Annotated in this window: 21 protein-coding genes; 13 read left to right on the forward strand and 8 right to left on the reverse strand. The window is 51.8% G+C overall.

The genetic code is table 11. The features are described from left to right. Together PPL9_RS02275 and PPL9_RS02280 are read left to right on the forward strand one after the other, a co-directional pair. The coding region (locus PPL9_RS02275; protein ID WP_244273335.1) for a methyl-accepting chemotaxis protein at window positions 1-619 on the forward strand (619 nt) is incomplete at its 5' end. 144 nt (window positions 620-763) lie between these two features. Further along, window positions 764-2098, forward strand: a complete 1335-nt coding sequence (locus tag PPL9_RS02280; protein WP_057461125.1) for a hypothetical protein — start codon at window positions 764-766, stop codon at window positions 2096-2098. A gap of 65 nt (window positions 2099-2163) precedes the next feature. On the opposite strand, the gene PPL9_RS02285 is transcribed toward PPL9_RS02280, so the two are convergent. Beyond that, on the reverse strand, window positions 2164-2646 hold the full coding sequence (locus PPL9_RS02285) for an Lrp/AsnC family transcriptional regulator (RefSeq protein WP_057461126.1): 483 nt from the start codon (window positions 2644-2646) through the stop codon (window positions 2164-2166). 161 nt (window positions 2647-2807) lie between these two features. On the opposite strand from PPL9_RS02285, the gene PPL9_RS02290 reads away from it, so the two are divergent. The 3 genes from PPL9_RS02290 to PPL9_RS02300 all read left to right on the forward strand — a co-directional run bounded on the left by PPL9_RS02290 (window position 2808) and on the right by PPL9_RS02300 (window position 5732). Continuing rightward, on the forward strand, window positions 2808-3767 hold the full coding sequence (locus tag PPL9_RS02290) for a mitochondrial fission ELM1 family protein (protein ID WP_057461127.1): 960 nt from the start codon (window positions 2808-2810) through the stop codon (window positions 3765-3767). A 63-nt stretch (window positions 3768-3830) separates the two neighbouring features. Beyond that, complete coding sequence (gene trxB / locus PPL9_RS02295) at window positions 3831-4793, forward strand: thioredoxin-disulfide reductase (RefSeq protein WP_057461128.1); 963 nt, start codon at window positions 3831-3833, stop codon at window positions 4791-4793. Between the two features lie 27 nt (window positions 4794-4820). After that, window positions 4821-5732 carry a LysR family transcriptional regulator gene (locus PPL9_RS02300; RefSeq protein WP_057461129.1) on the forward strand — a complete coding sequence of 304 codons (912 nt, stop codon included), beginning with the start codon at window positions 4821-4823 and terminating at the stop codon, window positions 5730-5732. A gap of 1332 nt (window positions 5733-7064) precedes the next feature. On the opposite strand, the gene msrP is transcribed toward PPL9_RS02300, so the two are convergent. Continuing rightward, window positions 7065-8039 carry a protein-methionine-sulfoxide reductase catalytic subunit MsrP gene (gene msrP, locus PPL9_RS02305; RefSeq protein WP_057461130.1) on the reverse strand — a complete coding sequence of 325 codons (975 nt, stop codon included), beginning with the start codon at window positions 8037-8039 and terminating at the stop codon, window positions 7065-7067. A 286-nt stretch (window positions 8040-8325) separates the two neighbouring features. Between msrP and PPL9_RS02310 the strand changes: the two genes are divergently transcribed. Next, window positions 8326-9213, forward strand: a complete 888-nt coding sequence (locus tag PPL9_RS02310) for an NAD(P)-dependent oxidoreductase (protein WP_057461159.1) — start codon at window positions 8326-8328, stop codon at window positions 9211-9213. 144 nt (window positions 9214-9357) lie between these two features. On the opposite strand, the gene PPL9_RS02315 is transcribed toward PPL9_RS02310, so the two are convergent. Next, window positions 9358-11418, reverse strand: a complete 2061-nt coding sequence (locus PPL9_RS02315; RefSeq protein WP_057461131.1) for an elongation factor G — start codon at window positions 11416-11418, stop codon at window positions 9358-9360. A gap of 246 nt (window positions 11419-11664) precedes the next feature. Continuing rightward, the gene (locus tag PPL9_RS02320) at window positions 11665-12174 is read right to left on the reverse strand and encodes a DUF992 domain-containing protein (protein WP_057461132.1); all 510 of its coding nucleotides are present in this window, start codon (window positions 12172-12174) and stop codon (window positions 11665-11667) included. Between the two features lie 447 nt (window positions 12175-12621). Here PPL9_RS02320 and PPL9_RS02325 point away from each other — a divergent pair, with 447 nt between their 5' ends. Beyond that, entirely contained in the window at window positions 12622-13335 is a 714-nt protein-coding gene (locus tag PPL9_RS02325; RefSeq protein ID WP_057461134.1) for a hypothetical protein, read from the forward strand. A 196-nt stretch (window positions 13336-13531) separates the two neighbouring features. Here the strand turns inward: PPL9_RS02325 and PPL9_RS02330 are convergent, their stop codons facing one another. Then, window positions 13532-14731: a pyridoxal phosphate-dependent aminotransferase gene (locus PPL9_RS02330; RefSeq protein WP_057461135.1), complete on the reverse strand. Its 1200-nt coding sequence runs from the start codon at window positions 14729-14731 to the stop codon at window positions 13532-13534. Between the two features lie 274 nt (window positions 14732-15005). Between PPL9_RS02330 and PPL9_RS02335 the strand changes: the two genes are divergently transcribed. The 4 genes from PPL9_RS02335 (at window position 15006) to PPL9_RS02350 (ending at window position 17616) form a co-directional block, all read left to right on the forward strand. Then, on the forward strand, window positions 15006-15404 hold the full coding sequence (locus PPL9_RS02335; RefSeq protein WP_152986572.1) for a GtrA family protein: 399 nt from the start codon (window positions 15006-15008) through the stop codon (window positions 15402-15404). 443 nt (window positions 15405-15847) lie between these two features. Beyond that, window positions 15848-16258, forward strand: a complete 411-nt coding sequence (locus PPL9_RS02340) for a DUF3775 domain-containing protein (RefSeq protein WP_057461136.1) — start codon at window positions 15848-15850, stop codon at window positions 16256-16258. A gap of 168 nt (window positions 16259-16426) precedes the next feature. Next, a complete protein-coding gene (locus tag PPL9_RS34680) occupies window positions 16427-16555 on the forward strand; it encodes a hypothetical protein (RefSeq protein ID WP_256387170.1) in 129 nt (42 codons plus the stop codon). A gap of 161 nt (window positions 16556-16716) precedes the next feature. Then, complete coding sequence (locus PPL9_RS02350; protein ID WP_082596468.1) at window positions 16717-17616, forward strand: DMT family transporter; 900 nt, start codon at window positions 16717-16719, stop codon at window positions 17614-17616. A gap of 86 nt (window positions 17617-17702) precedes the next feature. On the opposite strand, the gene PPL9_RS02355 is transcribed toward PPL9_RS02350, so the two are convergent. Beyond that, the gene (locus tag PPL9_RS02355) at window positions 17703-18167 is read right to left on the reverse strand and encodes a plastocyanin/azurin family copper-binding protein (protein ID WP_208989116.1); all 465 of its coding nucleotides are present in this window, start codon (window positions 18165-18167) and stop codon (window positions 17703-17705) included. Window positions 18168-18457: 290 nt separating this feature from the next. On the opposite strand from PPL9_RS02355, the gene PPL9_RS32935 reads away from it, so the two are divergent. Continuing rightward, a complete protein-coding gene (locus tag PPL9_RS32935; protein WP_208989117.1) occupies window positions 18458-19552 on the forward strand; it encodes a hypothetical protein in 1095 nt (364 codons plus the stop codon). Window positions 19553-19632: 80 nt separating this feature from the next. Next, a complete protein-coding gene (locus PPL9_RS32940; RefSeq protein WP_208989118.1) occupies window positions 19633-20373 on the forward strand; it encodes a prolyl oligopeptidase family serine peptidase in 741 nt (246 codons plus the stop codon). Window positions 20374-20390: 17 nt separating this feature from the next. On the opposite strand, the gene PPL9_RS02365 is transcribed toward PPL9_RS32940, so the two are convergent. Then, window positions 20391-21032: an HAD family hydrolase gene (locus PPL9_RS02365; RefSeq protein ID WP_057461161.1), complete on the reverse strand. Its 642-nt coding sequence runs from the start codon at window positions 21030-21032 to the stop codon at window positions 20391-20393. 197 nt (window positions 21033-21229) lie between these two features. After that, a partial coding sequence (locus tag PPL9_RS02370; protein WP_200962067.1) for a helicase-related protein occupies window positions 21230-22128 on the reverse strand: 899 nt, incomplete at its 5' end.

Consider the following 22128-nt stretch of genomic DNA (forward strand, 5'->3'; position numbering starts at 1 on the left):
TGAGATCGGGTCTCAAGTGACCCGCTCTGCAGAAACAGCACAGACTGTTTCCAAAGATGCAGAACGCACCAACGACACTGTCCTCGGTTTGCAGACAGCAACCAACGAGATCGGCGCTGTGACTGAGCTCATCAGTGCAATCGCAGAGCAGACCAACCTTCTAGCCCTCAACGCAACCATTGAAGCAGCCCGTGCAGGTGATGCAGGCCGCGGCTTTGCTGTTGTGGCAAGCGAAGTGAAAGACCTCGCAAGCCAGACAGGTCAGGCAACCGACGAGATCGCCTCCAAGATCAGCGCGATCCAAAGCGAAACACGCCGCTGCGTAGAAGAAATCTCTGCTATCTCCCAGAAGATTGAGGAGGTCAGTTCGACAGCGACGGCAATTGCTGATGCAGTGGACCAACAGGCCATCGCAACCAACGAAATCTCTTCAAGCATTCAGTCCGCTTCTCAAAATGCGAAGGGCGTAACAAGCGAGTTGAGCAACATCCTGGCAACTGCTGACGAATCCAAACGCGCTGTTGCCACAGCAACATCCGCTGCGACAGAGCTCAGCCAGCAAAGCGAAGCGATTTCAGAAGAAATCTCTCATTTCTTCTCAAGCATCCGCTGCCTTTAATCGTCACGGCGACAATTCAAGAACACCAGAACGGCCTTCCACGTGAGGGCCGTTTTTGTATTTGCAGCCCAGAGCAGCAGCTCACAAAGTCAACCAAGACACGTCCCTTTAACACCAAGAAGAAAAACAAAAAAAGGGAACGCAATGTCCATCAAATTCAAACTGGTTGATGAAAGTGGTCTGCCCAACACCACAGCACATGTCTGGGTCGCAGGCTGGATCAACGGAGGGTCACAGAAACACTTCAAGGTCCTGGAAGGAAACAATTTCACAAGACCGAGCACGACAAAAGCGCCAACCAGCATTCCGTTTCAAAAGCTCTCGGATATCGGCGATGTAGTGCTAGAGGACAAAACCAACGGTGATGACCGCTTCCTGTTTGTTGTCTCCAAAGACAAGCCACAGGACCTCACAGTCACAAACAACAACCCGATTCAATACACCCAGTACCCTTATGCCGACACACCGGGCGTAGAGGCTCCCGGCCCGTTTGACGTTTTCGAATTTGGTCTGGATGCTCAGCTAAACCTGTCCGCGGTGAGCGGTTTTGGTCTCAACCTACGTTTTGATGTTGAAGGCTTGGACGGCCCGCAATATGGCATGCGCAAAGATGTGACACGGGCTCAGATTGCCAAGGCCTTCACCAAGTTCATGAACAACGAAGCAAAGGCTGATCCAGCCGCCGCTCACTTCCTCCCCCTGCTCTACTCCACACCGCTCACAAAAGACGGGTTCCAGCCACCGCTGGTAGACAATCAGTTCTTCGCTATCTGTGACCCCAACGACTGGCTCGCCTCAAACTCCGGCAACTATCAGAAAACAACAGATGATCCCCTGGCGAACTATTGGGATGACACCCTCGACCGCTTCTTTTCGCCGGGAAACGTCTTGAGCATCAATCTCGGTTCAAAAGCGGTTCCTCGTTTGTATGAAGGAGGCTGCACCACACAGACACAATCTGATTCAACCGAGCAAACCCAAGTCTATACGCTGACAGGCCCAGCTGGCACTTTCCACTTCTACAAGCCGGAAAGCGGACTGACGAGCAGCCAATACGTCTTCCAGCAATCCTTTGGCGTCGGTTTAACTCCGGCGGGGGCTGCAGGAGATGCAGGCCTGCTCCAGGACAGCATCTGGGAAGCGCTGTGCCGCGGTGTAGCACTAGACGGCGTATTGACCACCGAAACGACAGAAAGCGCTCAGACAGCCTTTAGCACCACAAAATGGAACGATTGGAGCAAGTGGTACGAGGTCGGCAAGACATGCCACTATTACTCAAAGTTCTTGCACTACAGCGACAGAGATGGAAACGACTCACGCCTTTCCGGCAAACCATCCCTCATGCTCAATCAGGCAGCCTATGGCTTCAGCATGGATGAAAACCCGGTCGGCCCCTATGACGGCCCTGAAGTTCCCTCGAAAACGAACGAAAACATAAAGTCAGGCACAGTTACAATCACAGTCGGTAAGTGGATGTAACCACGCATAAAAAAACGGCCTTCCTACGCGAAGGCCGTTTAAAAAGTTTCTCCCGGATCGAAAGCCTAGAAATACTCAGGCTTATCAATCGGCACGTTCGGCTCATCCTTGATACGGCGGATGGTCAGTGCAGTGCGAACGTGATCCACATTCTTTGTGGAAGTCACATCGCGAATAATGAAGTTCTGGAAGGTTTCCAGATCTTTAGCCGTACAGCGCATGATGAAGTCAACTTCACCGGACACCATGTAGCTCTCCCGAACCAACGGCCATTCCTTGACTTGCGCTTCAAATGAGACGAGGTCATTCTCTGTTTGGTTATGCAATCCAACCATGACAAAGGCGGTGACTTCATATCCCAGTTGTTTCTCATCAAGTAGCGTACGGTAGCCGCGAATGAGTCCTGCTTCTTCCAGGGCTCGAACCCTGCGCAAACATGGGGGCGCAGAAATTCCTACACGACGAGCCAGCTCCACATTGGTAATGCGGCCGTCTCCCTGCAGCTCCTTCAAAATTTGCCAGTCGATCGAATCCAGACGCGCTTTCAAGCTCGTCTCCTTTGCTTGTCCTATTGGATTAACAGTTAACCTGTTTTACAACACTGCCTAAAACACGAAGTTAGGCGAAATGCTAGTTTATTGCTTATTTGCGACAGACTATATCAACAAATAGCATTTTGCAGACACTTCCCGAAAGCTGGGGGAACAAAATGTCGCAAAACCTGTGGGTTTTAACAGATGGCAAGATCGGAGACGTAGCGCAATGCATCGGTGTAGCCGACGCCTTGGGACTGCCCTACGAAATTCGATTAGTTGCCCCCCGCAAGCTTTTTACCTACGCAATGCCTTGGGGACCAATCGATCCCAAAGACGCACCACACAAACCAGAAAGCCCGCTTGCACCCCCATATCCCGCGGTCGCGATTGCATCCGGGCGCAGAGCGGTGCCCTACTTACGCGCACTAAAGCGGCTTTCCAAGGGCCAGACCTTTACTGTTTTCCTCAAGGACCCAAAGATCAACAGCAAATTTGCTGATTTTGTCTGGGCGCCGGAACATGACGGAATTTCTGGGAAAAACATAGTAACAACACTTACGTCACCTCACCGTTTTTCAGCGCAAAAGCTGCAAGACGCGCGCGACAACCCACTTGAGGCAATCGCAGCGCTGCCAAAGCCCAAAGCAGCTGTCCTGATTGGCGGCAATTCCCAGCATCACACCTTTACGCCCGACAATATCAACACGCTTCTCGCCGCACTTAAAAACCTGTCGCAAACCCACTCGCTCATGATCACCTGCTCTCGCCGCACCCCAAGAGAGCTGGCAATGCAGTTGCATGATCTGGGCAGATCAGAGGGTCATCTCTTCTGGAATGGGGAGGGAGAAAACCCCATCGCCCAGTACCTGGCCAACGCAGAAATCACAGTGGTTACAACAGATTCCACCAATATGGTGGGCGAAGCTGCAGCCACCGGAAAGCCTATCTACGGCTTCCGCCCAACAGGCACTCACAAAAAGTTTGATAGGTTTTTATCAAGAATGGAGGATTTGGGAGTACTTCATCCCTTCCCCGGAGACATATTAGCACCTACTTATGAACCGATAGACGCAACACCGGATATTGCGGATGCCATATCCAAAGCGATTGAACAAAAGCAAACGAGCGGATAGAACCCCTCCCTAACACGGCACTGGTACTATCCAAGCGCGCACGAAATTTGAGGTTCTGAGGAAATGACTGTTAAGCACACCAAACTCCTGATCGTAGGCTCCGGCCCTGCAGGCTACACCGCCGCAATCTACGGCGCACGCGCTATGCTGGAACCGCTTCTGGTCACAGGTGTGCAGACTGGCGGTCAGCTGACCATCACCACCGACGTTGAAAACTACCCGGGCTTTGCCGATCCAATTCAGGGTCCTTGGCTGGTTGAAGAAATGCGCAAGCAGGCAGAAAACGTCGGCACCAAGATCGATTACGATACAATTCTGGAAGCAGATCTCTCCAAGCGCCCGTTTGAGCTGAAAGGCGACAGCGGCACCCTCTACACAGCAGATGCCCTCGTCATCGCAACCGGCGCACAGGCAAAATGGCTCGGTCTGCCTTCAGAGGAAAAGTATCAGGCTGGCGGCGTGTCCGCATGTGCAACTTGTGACGGTTTCTTCTACCGTGGTAAGGAAGTTGTTGTGGTTGGCGGCGGCAACACGGCTGTTGAAGAAGCGCTCTACCTCGCGAACCTGGCAGAAAAAGTCACGCTGGTTCACCGTCGTGATGCCCTGCGCTCCGAAAAGATCCTTCAGGAACGCCTCTTCAAAAACGAAAAGATCAACGTGGTCTGGGACAGTGAAGTGGATGAAATCCTCGGCACCGAAAACCCAGCTGTTGTGACTGGCATCCGCCTGAAAAACCGCAAGACTGGTGAAACCTCAGAAATGTCCACACACGGCGTATTCATCGCCATCGGACACGCTCCAGCGGTTGACCTTGTCAAAGATCAGGTAAAGATGAAGGAATCCGGTTACATTTGGACCGAAGCTGATTCAACTCAGACATCCATTCCGGGTGTGTACGCAGCTGGTGACGTGACTGATGAGCAGTACCGTCAGGCTGTGACCGCTGCAGGAATGGGCTGCATGGCTGCACTGGAAGCAGAACGCTACCTGGCAGCTTTGGAATCTGAAACCGAAGCAGCAGAATAAGAAACCGGGAAGATAGGGGGAAAGCAAATGCCAGGCCGTTCTTTGGATTGGGACAAGCTGCGAATTTTCCACGCAGCAGCACAGGCAGGAAGCTTTACCCACGCAGGCGAAGCTCTCAACATGAGCCAGTCGGCTGTCAGCCGTCAGGTCAGTGCACTTGAGGCAGAGCTGGGTGTCCCCCTCTTCCACCGTCATGCGCGCGGACTTATTCCAACAGAACAAGGCGAGCTTCTTTACAGAACCGCCCGTGAAGTTCTGCTGAAACTGGAAACCGTTCAGTCCCGCCTGACAGACACCAAGGAAAAGCCAAGCGGCACGCTTCGTGTCACCACCACAGTGGGTCTCGGCTCCACTTGGCTCACTGCCCGTGTCAACGAGTTCGTGGATCTATACCCGGACATGCGCCTGGAACTCATCTGCATGGATGATGAGCTGGATCTGGGCATGCGTGAGGCAGATGTCGCCATCCGCCTGCGCCAGCCAACACAGCCAGACCTCATCCAGCGCAAGCTGTTTACGGTGCACTTCCACGTCTACGCCTCACCGACCTATATTGAGCGCTTTGGCAGCCCAAGCACCATCGATGATCTGGACCACCACCGCCTGATCACCATCGGTGACAACATGGCCTCCTACCTGCGCGCGATGAACTGGCTTGCAACAGCCGGATTGCCAAACGGTGAGCGCCGCGATGTTTCCCTGCGCGTGAACAACCTGTCTGGCATCAAAAAAGCCGTACAGACCGGCGTCGGTATCGCTATTCTGCCGGACTACATGGTTGAGCCGGGCGCAGGCATCAAACGCGTTATGTCTGTCACGCAGGAAGAGCTGCCAAGCTTTGATACCTACTTCGTGTATCCATCTGAGCTGAAAAACACCGCTCGTGTAACTGCATTCAGAGACTTCCTCGTCTCCTATGCAGAACGTTGGACACACTAGGCTGGAACTCTGCAAAAGAGCTAAGTTGGCTTGATGAGCCAGCTCAGGAGTTTCAACCCTAAGTTTTGCACTGCAAAATAAATAATATTCCAGATCTCTTTTGAGGCCTCTCAGACCGTCTGTGAGGCCTTTTTCACGCCATCTCATCCCGAAATGACAATATCTTACGCAGAGTTAGCTTTCTGATAGTTGTCAAATCTTGCAATGAAGTTCCGAGGGTTTTGAGCTCCCTTAAAAATGCATAGCTGCAATGCAAAAATTAAGGATTGCTGTTTCGGCGCTGCACTGCATATATACACCTGCTGTTGATCAGTTGTTGTCACACCTCTCCTCCCAGTGACATCAACATCCGATCAACTGTTCCCCTCTGGAAGGTGATTGCACCCATTAGGTGCTTTATCATTCATCACTTCGAAACCGGACCGCATGGTCCGGTTTTTTTTGCCAAATGCTCCCAAATACCAAAGGTGACCAAGGGGCTCCCTAGGTCTTTTAGCCAGCAAACTTCCCCAAGCACGTCTCACAACACACAAAGACTGCAGCTCGTCTGACGTTATAAAGCTGTTTTGAAAGGTCTTTTGCTGAGCAGTTACAGCCGCTGACAAACACGCATGACATGCTCAAAATCGCCCTGCCTAAAAACAGACCTAGGGTCGCTTACTTCTTGGGCACACTAAAAAATCAACTATCCCAGATACACGCAGAGACATGCGGATTCATCAGACTATTGCGCAGCAGCACCTTGGGAAAACCCATCAGATTCAAGGTATTCCCAACTCACATAAACTAGTAATTTCTGCAACTCTTACTCAAATTAACTATATTTTTCCTAGGTAAATCTTCAAACAGTGAAATTTCACCACCCTTAATCAGCGAAATTACAAATCAGCTTGCATCCTTTACTTATCGAATCATACCTATTGGCAAATATCCGAGGTAATGGATGTGAATGACCTGAGAAAAGCATTTTACACTCTGGTTGCCTGCGCACTTTTCGCAATCTATGGCGAAATCTCCCACGCCATAAGCGAAGCTGACAGAGCGGAACGGCTCGGCAGTCAAATCACTTTGCACATTCCGGCAGAATAACAGCGGCACACTTTGATTCCTCTTTTAACGAGGACAAGCCGCTTTTCAGTTATCCACAACAACCGGCAGGTTATCCTTCCAGTTCAATCCTGCCTAATCCTACAGCTCTAAAAACCCATTGAGTGAATAAGCTAGTTCGCCAAACCCAACACCACATCACAACGCGCACAAAAAAGCCCGAGTGGCTTTGTCGCTCATTCGCAACTAACCACCCAGGCCATTTAAAAGCTTATCAGCAAGCGTTTACCGGTAGAGGTTCTGTCCTTCCAGATCCTTATAAAGGTGCGCGACCTGCTCCGCATAGCCATTGTAAAGCTGTGTTGGCACGCGCTCATCCGTACCCAGCAAACGCTCAGAAGCCTGCGACCAGCGAGCATGCGGCACTTCAGGGTTCACATTCGCCCAGAAACCGTACTCGCTCGGGCCAATCTTCTCCCAGAAGCTGACCGGACGTTGATCAGTAAAGGTGATCTTCACAATGGATTTGATGGACTTGAAGCCGTACTTCCATGGCATCACCAAGCGGATCGGCGCGCCATACTGCTTTTGCAACGGCTTGCCATAGATACCCGTCGCGACAAACGCCAGGTCGTTCATGGCCTCATCCATGGTCAAGCCTTCAACGTAAGGCCACGGATACCAGAACTGACGCTGGCCGCTTGCCACGTCGGAATCTTCAAAGGTCTCAAAACGGATATACTTAGCACCATTCTGCGGACCAGCGTACTTCACCAGCTCGGATAGCTGGAAACCAGTCCACGGCACAGCCATCGCCCACGCTTCAACACAGCGGTGGCGATAAAGGCGCTCCTGCAAAGGCATCTTGCGCACCAGATCATCAAAATCGATGGTCTGCGGATTATCAACCATACCATCAATGGTGATCGCCCACGGACGTGTCTTCAACGCCTGCGCAGCACCGGAAATGCGCTTGTGTGAGCCAAACTCATAGAAGTTGTTGTAAACGGATGTCACGCTCTCAGGCGTAATTGCCCGTTTCAGGGTGAAATCAGGGTTCCGCTCAGCTGGGTAGAGATCAAGGGTCGGGTCTTTGCCATCCTGTGCAAACACACTGCTCACCAGACCAGTACCACCAGCAGCCAGACCAAGGCCAACAGCGCCCAAGCCCTTCATAAACCTGCGCCGGTTGAAGAACACATCCTCAGGTGTCGCTTCTCTTTCCGGAATAATCCATTCAGGCCTATGAATAATGTTCATGCTGCCATCTCCAAGCAGGTAAGGGTTACGGTAATGTCTACCAATATTGGCCTATGACTTAGCGGCGAAACCCCTTAAACTTCAAGTAAACCCCCCGTGATCCTTTTCGTGATCACGGAAGGCGGGCACAGGACGAACTGTCAGACCACTCGGTTCAAAGCTGCCATCAACATCCAATCAGATTAGATTTCTTTAAATTCAGCAGGTTCAAGACACCCTTTCAAATATGCCTCCAGCTTATTCTGAAACACGCAGCGTATGTCAGACAGGGCAAAGGAACGGCACCATGACAATCGGATTTATCGGCCTGGGCGCCATGGGCCTTGGAATGGCCCAGCGCATCAACAAAGAACACGCTCTGAAGGTCTACAACCGCTCACCGGAAAAAGCCGCTGATCTTGTCGCGGAGGGAGCACAACAAGCCACATCTCTGCAAGACTTTGCAGACTGCCATATCGTTTGCTCAATGCTGTCAGACGATGCAGCGGTTGAGGCCGTCTATCTCGCCGGAGACACTCTGGCACCCCCACTCAAAGAAAACAGCATCTCCATCTCCCACAGCACCATCAGCCCACCAATGGTAGACCGCCTCACAGCCGCCCACGAGCGCGCTAATGTCAGATTCTTATGTGTGCCAGTCCTTGGCCGTCCAGACAAAGCCGCGGAAGGGCTACTGGTCGCCGTCGCAGCAGGCAAACGCAGCACAATGGATGAAGCCCGCTCTGTTCTGGAAGCCATATCCATGCGGCAATTCTGGATGGGGCCAACACCTCGCCAAGCTGCAGTCACCAAACTGGGTATGAACTTCATGATAGCGGCGGCGGTGGAAGCTTTGGCCGAAAGTTTCACCCTGACAAGAAAGGCGGGCATAGATCCGGAAACCTTCCTCACACTAATAACAGAAACACTGTTCAGCGCTCCCGTCTATCAAGCCTACGCTCCACTTATCGCCCGCGAGCAAAACCCCTCTCCCGGCTTCAAGACCTCGTTGGGCCTGAAGGACGTTAACCTGGCGCAGCAAACAGCTCAGGATCTCAGAGTACCGCTCCCCACAGCAGACGTCGTCGCCAACCAACTCCGTACCGCAATCGCAGCTGGATATGCAGACGAAGACTGGTCCATCCTCGCCCGCCTCATGGCCCAAACAGCATCCCTACCACCGATCAAACCTTGATCTGAGGAGGAATGCAGTAGCCCTCAGCTAACACAAAAAAACCCGGAGCATTGCCCCGGGTTCTTTTTCTGTCTCACTTTAGAGCGTATTCCCGAAAAGTGATTCCGGTTTTCGGACAAGAATACGCGCGCAAGCTTTGGAGTATCAGGCTGGTGCTGTTGCACCCTCAATCACTTTGTCCGCAGCCTTGCCGGAAAGTTCGGCAAGGTGGTCAAAGTTACGAGAGAACGTCGCCACACCAGCTGTTGCAGAGCGAAGCTCTACAATAAGGTCGCTGAGTTCGCTCTCAGGGATCATGGCTTCCACTTCATCCCAGCCATCCCAGTTATCGCGGGCATCAAACCCAAGGATTTGTCCACGGCGACCGGAAACAATCGCGTTGATACGAGCTGTGGTATCTGACGGACAGGCCACAACAACCTTATCAACGGGCTCAAGAAGAACCGGCTTACATTCCTTCAAGCCATCTTTCATGGCCAGAATACCTGCCATACGGAAAGCCTGATCGGAGCTGTCAACGGAGTGATAGGAGCCATCCTTCAGCGTCACAGCCACATCCACGACCGGGAAGCCTAGAGGCCCTTTTTCAAGAGCTTCTTTCACGCCATCCCCGACGGACGGAATGTACTGCTTAGGCACCACACCACCAGTAATCGTGTCGTTGAAGCTGTGCCCTTCACCGCGTGGCATAGGCTGGATAGCCAGCACCACATCGCCAAACTGACCGTGGCCACCACTTTGCTTCTTATGGCGTCCGCGCAGCTCAGTCGTGCCGCGAATGGTTTCCTTATATGGAATACGAGGTTCAAAGCTCTTCACAGACAACCCATAGCGCCCGGTCAGTTTTTCAAGAGCAACACGCAGATGCATTTCGCCCTGCCCCTCCAGTACAGTCTCGCCCGTGCTCTGGACTTGGGTAATGCTCAGGGATGGGTCTTCATCCACCAACTTGGAAAGCGCAGTAGAGAGTCTGACTTCATCCTTCCGTTCTGTCGCCGTAATCCCCTTGGAAAGAACTGCATCCGGAGTATCAACGACAAACAGACTTTGCGAAGGCTTGGCACCAACACCAAGGGTCATGCCGGTTTCAATGTTATCCAGCTTGCCAAGAGCCACCAGATCACCAGCAACAGCCTCTGTAATCTTCTTCGGCTGCAAACCCTGCATCTGGAACAGACCAGATGGCCGATACTCTTCCCCATGTCTGTCGTAAAGAAGCGCACCTTCCTTCACAGACCCACCAAACAGACGGGCAACAGAGAGCTTGCCGCCATGAGACGTGTGGTAGGTTTTCAGCACCTGAAGAATAGCATCATCTTCCTTGAGCCCCAGACGCTTGCGTGTTTCAACGATACCTGGAGCATCATGGCGCAAAGCCTTCAGCAAGCGACGGATGCCATTGCCTTTGATCGCGCTGCCAATAAACACAGGGCAAATTTCACCGCGCTGCATTTCCTGCACAAGATCATCAAAAATGACCTCACTCTCAGGTGCTTCGTCTTCTAAAAGCTGCTCCATGAGAACGTCATCGTGATCTGCCAGCATTTCCATCATGGCATAGCGCGCTTCCACCTCACGGGCGCGCTCATCATCTGGAATCTCGATGGTCTTGCTTGGCTTGCCTTCCTGGTAGACAAAGGCCCGCTCCAGCGCCAGATCAATAAAGCCTGTCGCAGTGCCGTCCTCCCAGATCGGGATCTGGCGCAACACCATTGGAAAGCTCGAAGCGGGCTGCAATGCCTGAAGCATCGCGCGCACACTACCTGTTGCCTTGTCTATTTTGTTCAGGAAGAGAACATGCGGGATGTTCCGCTGTTCAAGTGATTTGAGAATGAGTTGAAGAGCTGCTGTCTTCTTTTCATCTGGCTCAGCAACCACAACGGCAATATCGACGCCGTTTAAGACACTGTTGCCTTCGTGAAGAAATTCTACGGATCCGGGGCAGTCGATAAATGTGAAGTGATCGCCCTTATAGGTGCAGGTGGCAATGTTCGCCTCAACGCTCATGCTGTGATCACGCGCTTCGTCACTGCTGTCACCCAGTGAGCTTTTCGCGTCAACACTTCCCTGTCGCCCAATAGCCCCCGTTCGTGCGAGAAGAGCTTCCAGCAGTGTGGTCTTGCCACTTGCGAAAGGTCCAATTATGGCAACCGAACGAGGGCTGCGAACCCTGCCTCCGGCAACTCCGACATGCTTGTCTCCCATGATCCATACTCCCTGTTTGGGTTTGGGAAGCAGACACGGGCGTTTGCGCCATAGCGGCGCAAAATCACACGCGCCTTCCAGAGTATTATAAGACTCTGGATAAGTATCGTCACTCGGAAACACAGTGATATGCAAGCGCCAAAACAACAGCGGACTGAAGCGTGACAGTCCGCCGCACAATATGAACCGGCGCTATTTATAAAGATCAAAGGGTTAGGATTCACAATCCCCCTAAGAATTAAAGGATCACTGCTTGGTCAGCCGCAGCCCTGTGACACCAGCTGTGATGTTCGCTCCGGTCTGGCCTTGCAAGCTTAAAGGCTGCAAAGCGATAGAGCGATTCAGACCACCCAGCAGGACATTCGCCTGCACGCCAGCACCCAACGTGACACCAGCAGACACACCGCCGTAATTCCCGGCAAGAGAACCCGGCTTCAGGTTAGCCTTCGGCGCAACAACCCCCCAAACCAACGTTCCGGATGTGACGGGTCCGATGTCGATACCATAGCTGTTGATGGTGCCGGTATATCCTTCGATACGCTTCCCGCTCGGCGATTTGAAAACACAGGACAGTTCATGAGAGGAGCCAACAATGAAGTTGGTGCCGGCAACCAGATCACAGGTCAAAGATCCAACTTCAACACCAGGGCGATCCTTTTGGGGTTCTGCAGGAGGAGGTGCAGGCGTGTCTGCAGAATAGGCGGAAGTGCTGAGACCAAGAGCGGCAACAGCAGCAAAAGCAAGGCATTTCTTCATTATTGTTCTCCAGTGCTCAGGCTCTACGACCTTTTCACAATGGGAAACCAAAGCGTACGGACTGTCAAAGCCTTGCTACGATCACAGTGAATGCTCCGCTTAGTTCCAGCGTTATTTTTACCTAGTGATATGCGTTAGAAATTGTGATTAGGATTTTCACCATAAACGCATCACAGACCAACCTACCCTGTCCGTCACCTCACTGGGTTAACCCTAAGCATCCCTTAAGCCGCTCAAAGTCACCTACGAGAACCTCTGCATGCAGAAGGACTTACGGAAAAATTATCGATAAACCTTACATTCCCAGAAGGTTTCATAAAGCTGTATACCAATTATTAACCATAGATATTAAGCCTAACGATTTGACCCATTTTGGGACGCTTTAGAACAATGTTTTAAATAAAACACGAGAGTCTCCACTCAGAAATTGAGTACGGAGAATCAGCAATGCGCTCAAATTTGAAGACACTTTTGTTTGGCGTAACCGGTGCAATAGCCATTGCAACTCTTCCAGCGATCGCGCAGGCAAATCCCATCAATGCCCGCATTACAACTGCTTTCGGGGCACTCGAAGGCAAGATGCTGGGCCTGTTGTCAGGAACAGCTGCTTTCGGGCAGGGTCCAGGCTTTGCATCACAATTTGATGCGACCGCAGGCGGGACCAAGGATTATGGCTTTTATGCTGGCACAGGCCGCATGGGCTTCCGCACGCAGGACTACAACTACTTCGGTGTTGTTGGCTCTGCAGCGCAAATCAACGGTGGAGCCGGTTCCTTCGGCTACGTAGGTGCAGAAGCACAGGTTCACTTTGAAAACCTGTCTGTTGACGGACTGATCGGCGTTCAGATGATCGACGATACAGGCTCTGTCATGGGTGGTGCAACCGCATCTTACTACGCCAGCGAAAACGCACGCTTTTACGCGGGTTACCGCTATCTGCGCGACAGCCATATCTACGCAATGGGTATGGAGTTCAAGCCAGGAACGGAAACCGCAAACGGCATGACAATGTTCGCAGACCTGCGCTCTGAGAAGCTCGAAAACGCTTCTATCATGGCAGGCGTCCGCTTCTCCTTCGCCGATGCACAGACATTGGTTGAGGAAAGCCGCGGCACATTCGTCAACAACAGCTACATTCTGGATGCACTCCTCCCGGACTAAGCATCCAAAAGCGTATCCCCGAAAAGCGGATTCCGGTTTTCGGATAAGGATACACACAAACAAAGCACCAAAGTTTTCTTTGGTGCTGCGAAACACCTAAAACAAAAAAGGCGCTGCGTGATGCAGCGCCTTTTTTGTATCTGTAGCTTAAAACTGGATGCCTGAGATCTCCCAGGCATCCGTTTCAGAAAATCGCTTACTTCAGGTTTCCGCAGAAACGCTGAATACGAGTGCATGCCTCAGTCAGAGCTTCAGTAGAAGTCGCGTAGGAAACGCGGAAGTTTGGACCCAGACCGAACGCGGAACCCGGTACAACAGCAACCCCTTCAGTTTCCAGAAGCTCACCTGCAAAGTCCAGATCAGTCTCGATCACCTTGCCAGATGGCGCAGTCTTGCCAATGGTGCCAGCACAGGATGGGAACACGTAAAACGCACCCTCTGGAACCGGACACTCAAGACCAGAGGACTGGTTCAACATAGACACAACCAGATCACGACGATCCTGGAAAACCTTGTTGTTGACTGGAATGAAGTCCTGCGTCCCATTCAGCGCTTCAACCGCAGCTGCCTGAGAAATGGAGCATGGGTTGGAAGTGGACTGGGACTGAACCTTCGCCATCGCCTTGATCAGATCAGCAGGACCACCCGCATAACCAATACGCCAGCCGGTCATGGAATACGCTTTAGAAACGCCATTCACGGTCAAAGTGCGATCATAAAGCTGAGGCTCGATCTGCGCAGGTGTGGTGAACTCAAAGTCATCATAGACAAGGTGCTCATACATGTCGTCAGACATGACCCAGACATGCGGGTGCTTCAGCAGAACGTCGGTCAGAGCTTTCAGCTCATCGCGGGTGTAGCCAGCACCGGACGGATTGGATGGAGAGTTGAAGATCAACCACTTGGTTTTAGGCGTAATCGCCGCTTCCAGCGCTTCAGGCGTGATCTTGAAGGTCTTCTGATCCGCCTCAACAATCACAGGCTCACCACCAGCCAGCAGCACCATGTCGGGGTAAGACACCCAGTATGGTGTTGGGATGAGAACTTCATCGCCCGGATTGATGGTTGCGATCAATGCATTGTAGAGCACCTGCTTGCCGCCGGTTCCGACAGTAATCTGGTTTGGCTCATACTTCAGGCCATTGTCACGCAGGAACTTGGCACTGATTGCCTGTTTCAGCTCAGGAGTGCCATCAACCGCTGTGTATTTTGTTTTGCCTTCATTAATAGCTGCAACTGCAGCAGCTTTAATGTTGTCTGGCGTATCAAAATCTGGTTCACCAGCACCAAGGCCGATAACGTCGCGGCCTGCGGCTTTCAGTTCGCGTGCCTTCGTGGTCACTGCAATCGTTGCAGATGGTTTCACACGAGACAGCGAGTCAGCGATAAAGCCCATAATGCCCTCCAATAGAAGCGGGTACGTTCTTCGCAAAATAAGTGCGGGCAGACCCTAAGGTGCAGACCAAAGCTTGGCAAGCGCAAACACGCCAGTTTTTCCGCTCAAATTTCGCCAAAGACTGCAGATTTTTTCAAATATTACTCCCCAGATATAATCAGAGGTTCTGTGACGCTGCGTCTCTTGTATTTCCAAAGGAACAAAGCTAAGCAGCCTCTGAAGCTAAAGACCTGACTATTTAGCTGGTCCCATCAGAAATGAGAGCCCGAATTCCGTGAAAAGCCTGCTGCGAAAACTACTCGAAAATCAGTTCATTCGCTTCGGAATGGTTGGCGGCTCCGGTCTTGTGGTCGATCTGGTCGCCCTTGCCTTTTTCTGGCAAGTGGTCGGTCTTGATCCCCTCATTGCGCGAATCCTTTCCATCTGGATTGCCATGACCAACAACTGGTTCTGGAATCGCATCTTCACCTTCCGCTCTGAAGGCAGTCCGTTTGGGGAGTATGTAAGATTCGTTTTGGTCAACAGCGTGGGGGCGGTCATCAACTACAGCACCTATGGTGCGCTGATCACCCTGATCGACGGCTTCTCCACCTATCTGGCCGTTATCCTCGCCACACTGGTGTCCATGACCTTCAACTTCGTGCTTTCAAAAATCTACGCATTCAAAAACTAAGCGCAGGTATCTTGGGAAAAATCGGCTCTTTTTGGATGTGCCGACAGGGTAAGAAACACCCCTGCCAGCACAAAGCACTCAGGTCCGCCAGCACCTAGAAATTCTGGGAGATTTGATTGTATTTTCGCCCCTACATCAAATGCTACTCGTAGGTGCAGCGCACAAACAACCCCTACCCCTGCGGTATGTACTGTTTTTTTTAACCATAACGATATCCAGTATTCCGCTCAGTAGAACTACATAGGATAAGTTGCAGGCGCGCACTAACCTCCATTTAACCAATTCCCTTTTCTTTTCTAACGCTTAAATCGCCTATTACTCTCAGCGGCGCCATACTGTCACTCAGCGCGATTGGACTGCAGGCAGCTGTTCCATAAGTTCCACTTGCAGAATAATTCCGAACAGGAGTAACGTTCTGTTACAGCAATAAGCGGGGACGAACGATGGCCGTTGAACTAGCACTATCTGCAGAAACTGTTCGCTTGATCGTACAAAAAGCGCGCGCTGTTTCCGAAAGCCTGCCAGACACTTACGAGGACGGGCACGAAGGTGACCTCTCCTTCGATACGGAAAAGCTGGAAAACGTTCACCACCATGACGGACTTGCAGAAGAAGAGCATGACGACTTTTCTGAGTCTGAACTGAGAGAGATTATCGACGACCTCAACATCGACGAAGCGACAGAACTGGTCGCCATCGCATGGATAGGTCGCGGTGATTATGATCAGAACGATCTGGATATTGCCTTCTCTGAAGCACGCGAACGATCCACGTCTCCGGTCTCAACATACCTTTTGGGCCTTCCCCTCTTGCCTGATTATCTCGAGGCTGGTCTCGAAGCTATGAATCTATAAGAAAATATGGGCAATAGCAGTTTTGCAATTGAGCGATCTGCTTAAGCTCAACCTGTGGTATCTCGAACACACCAAAATCCAGTAATATATACTTTCTGTATTCGATGTAATCCGCGTCTATTGGCCCCTACTCAGGAAAACAACTGACCAGGGCCGCAGGGGAGCACAATGAGAACCTCGCCAGTTGACTACCATCGTAAAGAGCACGTCAGCCACGCCCAATCACCATGGCCTGTTGCGGCAACAGTCATCGCCGCTTTCGTTGGCATAATGATCATGGTCTTGTTTGTCTTTTAGAGCGTAATCCTAAAAGACAAATGCCAGCACACGCAGCACGAGTGAAAACAAACGCTACGTTTCTGACACCGTCAAGAAGCTCAAAATCGCCTTGAGAGAAATTCAACGGAAGCGCTGACAGACCGCTTGCAGCACCTATTCGCTTGCAGAACAGCTGCGGGATGACTAGGGCATCTGCAAACATACTTCTTCTCATGGCCGGCCTCATCTGGGGCATGGCCTTTGTCGCGCAATCAACTGCAATGGAAAGTCTTGGACCCCTGCAGTTTTCTGGCCTGCGATTTCTCCTCGCCACCTTGGTGATTTTGCCGTTCGCGCTACGCGAACGCCGCATTCACAGCACCAAAAAACTTGGCAAGGCCCACCTTCCTGCGATGTTGATGGTTTGTGTTGCCTTCACTCTGGGCACTGTCCTGCAACAGTATGGCATCGTGATAACATCCGTCACCAACGCCGGTTTTCTAACCGCGATCTATGTTGTGCTGACGCCAATCCTTGTCACACTGTTCTTTAAAGGAAGGCCAAACTTCCTCGTGTGGCCTGCAAGCCTGTTCACCCTCCTCGGCATTTACCTGCTCGGTGGTGGTTTGACAGCTTTGAACGGCGGCGACTTGCTCATGCTCCTGTGCGCAGTTTTCTGGGCTTTGCAAGTGATCTTCGTTGGACGCCTCGCTACCTCCTCTGGCCGCCCGATCACGGTTGCCGTCATCCAGTTCGCCTTCCTAGGAGTGGTGTGTGTGGTAGCCTCACTCTTCTTCGAGACCTACTCCGTGCAAGCCCTTCAGGATGCGTGGTTCGAGATCTTCTTCGCAGGCGCATTGTCCGGAGGCGTTGCCTTCACCTTCCAGGCATTTGGTCAGCAGTGGACCACACCGTCCGATGCAGCCATCATGCTGTCATCAGAAGCCCTCTTCGCCGCTCTGGCTGCAGCCGTCATTCTAGGCGAACGCATCGCACCAATCGGACTAGTCGGCTGCGCCCTCATCTTCAGCGGTATCCTGCTTGTTGAAGTCGGACCTCACTACCTCAAATCCCGACGAAGCATGGCGCAGGCCGAATAGAGCTTAAAAAAACATCAGCACAAAACACAAAAGGCAGCCAACCGGCTGCCTTTATTCTATCTAACTTCCACGCAAGCTCTACACGCTCACTTGCTTTCAAGCCGATCCAAAATCTGGGAGATCTTGATGCCCATCCGACCACCCGGTACCACAGAACGAGCGCCTTCTAAATCCTCGGCACTGTCTTCACCAACCTTGATGATCATCGCCATTCCAAAACGGCCATGAATACCGCAGGTCACACCATAAATTCCCGGTGTATCAAAGGTAACATTCCGATCAGGAGACATCTTGCTGAACTTGAACTTCGGTCCACCATCCGGCGTCATCTTCTTGATCGAAATAACCGTATGGTTCCCATCAAAATTATCAAACTTCACAGTAGCGCCCAGCGGCACCTCAAGCAGATCAGGCTCAAAGCGGAACATATGAGAAGGTGTGTTCGCACTGGCATCAGTCACCTGATTAACGGAATACGTCTTGCCCTCCCCAGCAAGAGCACCACCCGCCATCAATACACTCACAAGAAGGGTTGAGAGAATTCTTTTCATCGAGAAACGTCCACCTGCAATTCGGAATTATTATCAACAATGCGTCCGTAAATGGCAGTCTGCATTGATCTAACGCAGCCTCCTAAGCAAAAACTATCTATGGCTTATGCTCTTTCCTTAAGCAGCCTTCAGCAATCGACATCCGGTTGTGGTTTGTGCACCATTCAAAGATTGGACAGGGTCAGAAGCACCTGCAATACTTTCGCTTAGCTCTCTTCTACCGTTTTTCAAGGCCACCTATTCCAAGGCCTGATCTGCTTTTTTCTGTAATAAATTTAAGGCTTCTGACCATGCAGCTTAAGGAACGAACTCGCCTAATCCCCCGCAAGACATTCTTCGATCCCATTGAGCGTCGCCTGGTCAAAATCAGCCCCTGTGGTCAATGGATCGCATTTCATGCCCCCATCAACGGCGTACACAATCTCTGGCTCGCCTGCATCGAAGACCCGCAGACCGCCCGCCCTCTCACAAGCTTCACAGATCGCCATCTTGGTCTCACGCTCGAGTGGGCGTTTGATGGCCATCACATTCTGTTTTCTCGGGATCAGTCAGGCGATGAGAACTTCTGTATCATGAGCGTCTCTATTCATGGTGGCGATCCCGTTTACTTGACGCCAAAGGTCGGAGTAAAAGCCTACCTTCAGGAAATATCGAGAAAACACCCCAATGAAATTTTGGTGGCTCATAATGTAAGGACAAAAAAGCATTTCGACCTTTACAGGGTTTCTCTTTGCACTGGAGCCAGCCAGCTCATTAAGCAAAACGATAGGTTTGCAGGATTCTTCACGGACAGCAACTTCAACGTTCGCCTCGCGCGCCGCTACACCGATAACGGTGAGGTTGAATATCTTCATAGACCGGACGGCAAAGACTGGCAGCGCTACACTCTCATTCCTTTTGAAGATAGCTTGACCACCAGACCCGTTGAGTTCAGCGAAGATGGACAAACCCTGTTCTGGATCGACAGCCGCGGGCGAGACAAAGCCGCTGCACTAGCAGAAGATACACAAACACGAGCCATTGCCGTTCTGGCACAAGACTCGCAGGCAGACATCAGCAATCTGTTGCTCGCCCCGCACACACAGCACCCTTTAGCAGCTAAGGCTACATTTGCCCGTACCAATTGGAAGGGAATAGACCCACAGTTTGAATCCGTTCTCTCTGCTTTCAAGGAGCTGTTCGCTGGAGACATAGAAATCAGCAGCCTTTCAGAAAATGCTGATAAACTCATTATTGCTCATGTGCAGGACAACCAGCCCGTTGAGTTCTACTGCTATGACAGATCAACCGGAAAAGCACCTTCCTGTTTGTCACTCAACCCAAATTACAAGACTTACCGCTGGTCAGAATGTCACCTGCAATCGTCAAAACTAGAGATGGGCTAGACCTTGTCTGCTACCTGTCACGTTCAGTCAAAGCAGAAGAGCCCCATCCCATGGTACTGTTGGTCCATGGAGGCCCTTGGATGAGAGATTCATGGGGTATTCACCCAACACACCAATGGTTGTCAAACCGAGGCTATGCCGTTCTATCCGTCAATTTCAGAGGCTCCACCGGCTTTGGAAAGTCATTCATAAATGCCTCAAAAAATGAGTGGGGAGGTAAGATGCAAACCGACCTAATCGATGCTGTTGACTGGGCCATCGGAGAAGGAATAGCCGATCCCAACCGCATCGCCATCATGGGTGGTAGCTATGGCGGTTTTGCAGCACTCACTGGCCTGACTCAAACCCCGAAGAAGTTTGCCTGTGCAATTGATCTGGTTGGAATATCAAACCTGCTCAGTTTTCTGGACACCATCCCTGAATACTGGAAAACGTGGAAGTCCCTCTACAGAACACGTCTTGGCGACTACACAACTGAAGAAGGCCGCGCTTTCCTAAAGGAGCGCTCACCCCTCACCCATGTCGGGAAGATCGAAAAACCGCTGCTGATCGTTCAGGGTGGCAAAGACGTACGCGTCAAGCCACCAGAGTCAGAGCAAATTGTCTCCGCCATGCAAGACCACGGCATCCCAGTCACCTACGGCCTTTTCCCGGACGAAGGCCACGGCATTCAGAAAATGCACAACCGTCGGGCCTATCATGCCATGGTAGAACTGTTTCTCGCCAAACATCTGGGCGGCCAGCAGGAGGCAGTCGGAACCGACCTGGAAGGCTCATCCCTCCAGATCCTCGCAGGTCGTGATCTCATCGACGGCCTGTAACCGTCGCTCATAATCCGCTACTTCAGCGCCTCAGCGACAGCACCGGTAAGGCTGGTGGCGACTGGGGCGCCTGTGGTGACGAGGCGGTCGTGGGAGTACATGCCGGTTGAAACCAGAACAGCAGAAGCTCCAAGACCGTTGGCCGCATCAAAATCATCAATGCTGTCACCAATCACGCAGACGCTGGCAGGTTCCACACCCAGCTCATCAAAATGCGCTTTGAGTGCATTGATTTTGAAATGCTTCTTTAAATCCCGCGCGCCATCAACGCGGGTAAAATGCTCGTAGATACCATTGTGCCGAACAAGCGAGACCAACTCCTCATGGGGAGCCATGGACAAGATTGACTGGCTCTTACCAGCCCCGCTTATCGTCTCCAGAGCATGAAACGCATCAGGTGCCAGTGGCAAATCATACATCGCAGGCTCGTAGACTTTGCTGAAATCACTGTAGAAGCTGGCAAGTTCGCTTTCAGTAGCAGCACGTCCCATCAGCGACTTGATATAATCCGCAAAAGGACGGGTATGATGCTGGCGAACATCCTCAAACGTCACACCGCTCAATCCAGCCTTTGCAAAATAGTCGATGCCATATTGCGCAGTGATTTCGAAATCATCCAGTAGGGTACCGTTCCAGTCCCAAACAATGTGCTTTGTCATTAAGCCCAACCAGTTAGCCAACATGCAGAGAGAACATTCATCACACATGTGGTGCAAACACACGCCTCTGTCAACGCTGCCTCATATAGCAAAGCCTGCCCTACAGCGTATCTCCGAAAAGTGGAAACCAGTTTTCGGAGATACGCAAAAACAAAGACTAAAGCAGTTCAGGTGTTTCAACTTAAATGCGAACTGTTTTAGTTCTTCTTTCGATGGGTCCGTGTGCCTGGTCGCCCGCCTGAACTGCGGTCTGACGAAGTCCGGCGCGGTTTCTTCTCACCGGTTGCACCAGCTGGTGTCGGCAGGTCCGTTCCCGGCCCCATCTCACCCAGCCGTGGCTTATGCACCTTGCTGCCAGCATCAGCTTTATCCGCCTCTGCCTTGGGCAGGTTTCCAGCAGCACCATATTTCTTCTTCCCACCAAACCCACCGGTTTGCTGCGCAACAGAAGTTTGTCGTGCCATGGGGTCATCGGCAATTGCAAGCTCGGTCTCTTGCAGGCGTTTGATCTCATCACGCAACCGCGCCGCGATCTCAAAATCAAGATCAGCTGCAGCTTCGCGCATTTTCTTCTCAAGGTCCTCAATATGGCCTTTGAGGTTGTGACCAATGGTGGCCCCTTCCTCGGCAAAGCCAGCATCGACAGAAACATGATCCTGCTCGTAAACGCTCTCCATGATATCGCCGATGGAGCGCTTCACACTCTCAGGCGTAATGCCATGCTCTTCGTTGTATTCTTCCTGCTTCGCCCGGCGACGGTTGGTCTCTGCAATAGCCCGCTCCATAGAGCCAGTCATTCTGTCAGCGTAAAGAATGACCTTACCATCTACGTTACGCGCAGCACGACCGATGGTCTGGATCAGCGAGGTTTCAGAACGCAGGAACCCTTCCTTATCAGCATCCAGAATAGCCACCAAAGCACATTCAGGAATATCCAGCCCCTCACGCAACAGGTTGATCCCGATCAGGACATCAAACGCTCCAAGGCGCAAATCACGCAGGATTTCAATCCGCTCCAGCGTATCAATATCAGAGTGCATGTACCGCACCCGCACACCATTCTCGTGCAGATACTCGGTTAAGTCCTCCGCCATGC

It is taken from the genome of Pseudovibrio sp. POLY-S9, assembly GCF_001431305.1.
GTDB lineage: Bacteria > Pseudomonadota > Alphaproteobacteria > Rhizobiales > Stappiaceae > Pseudovibrio.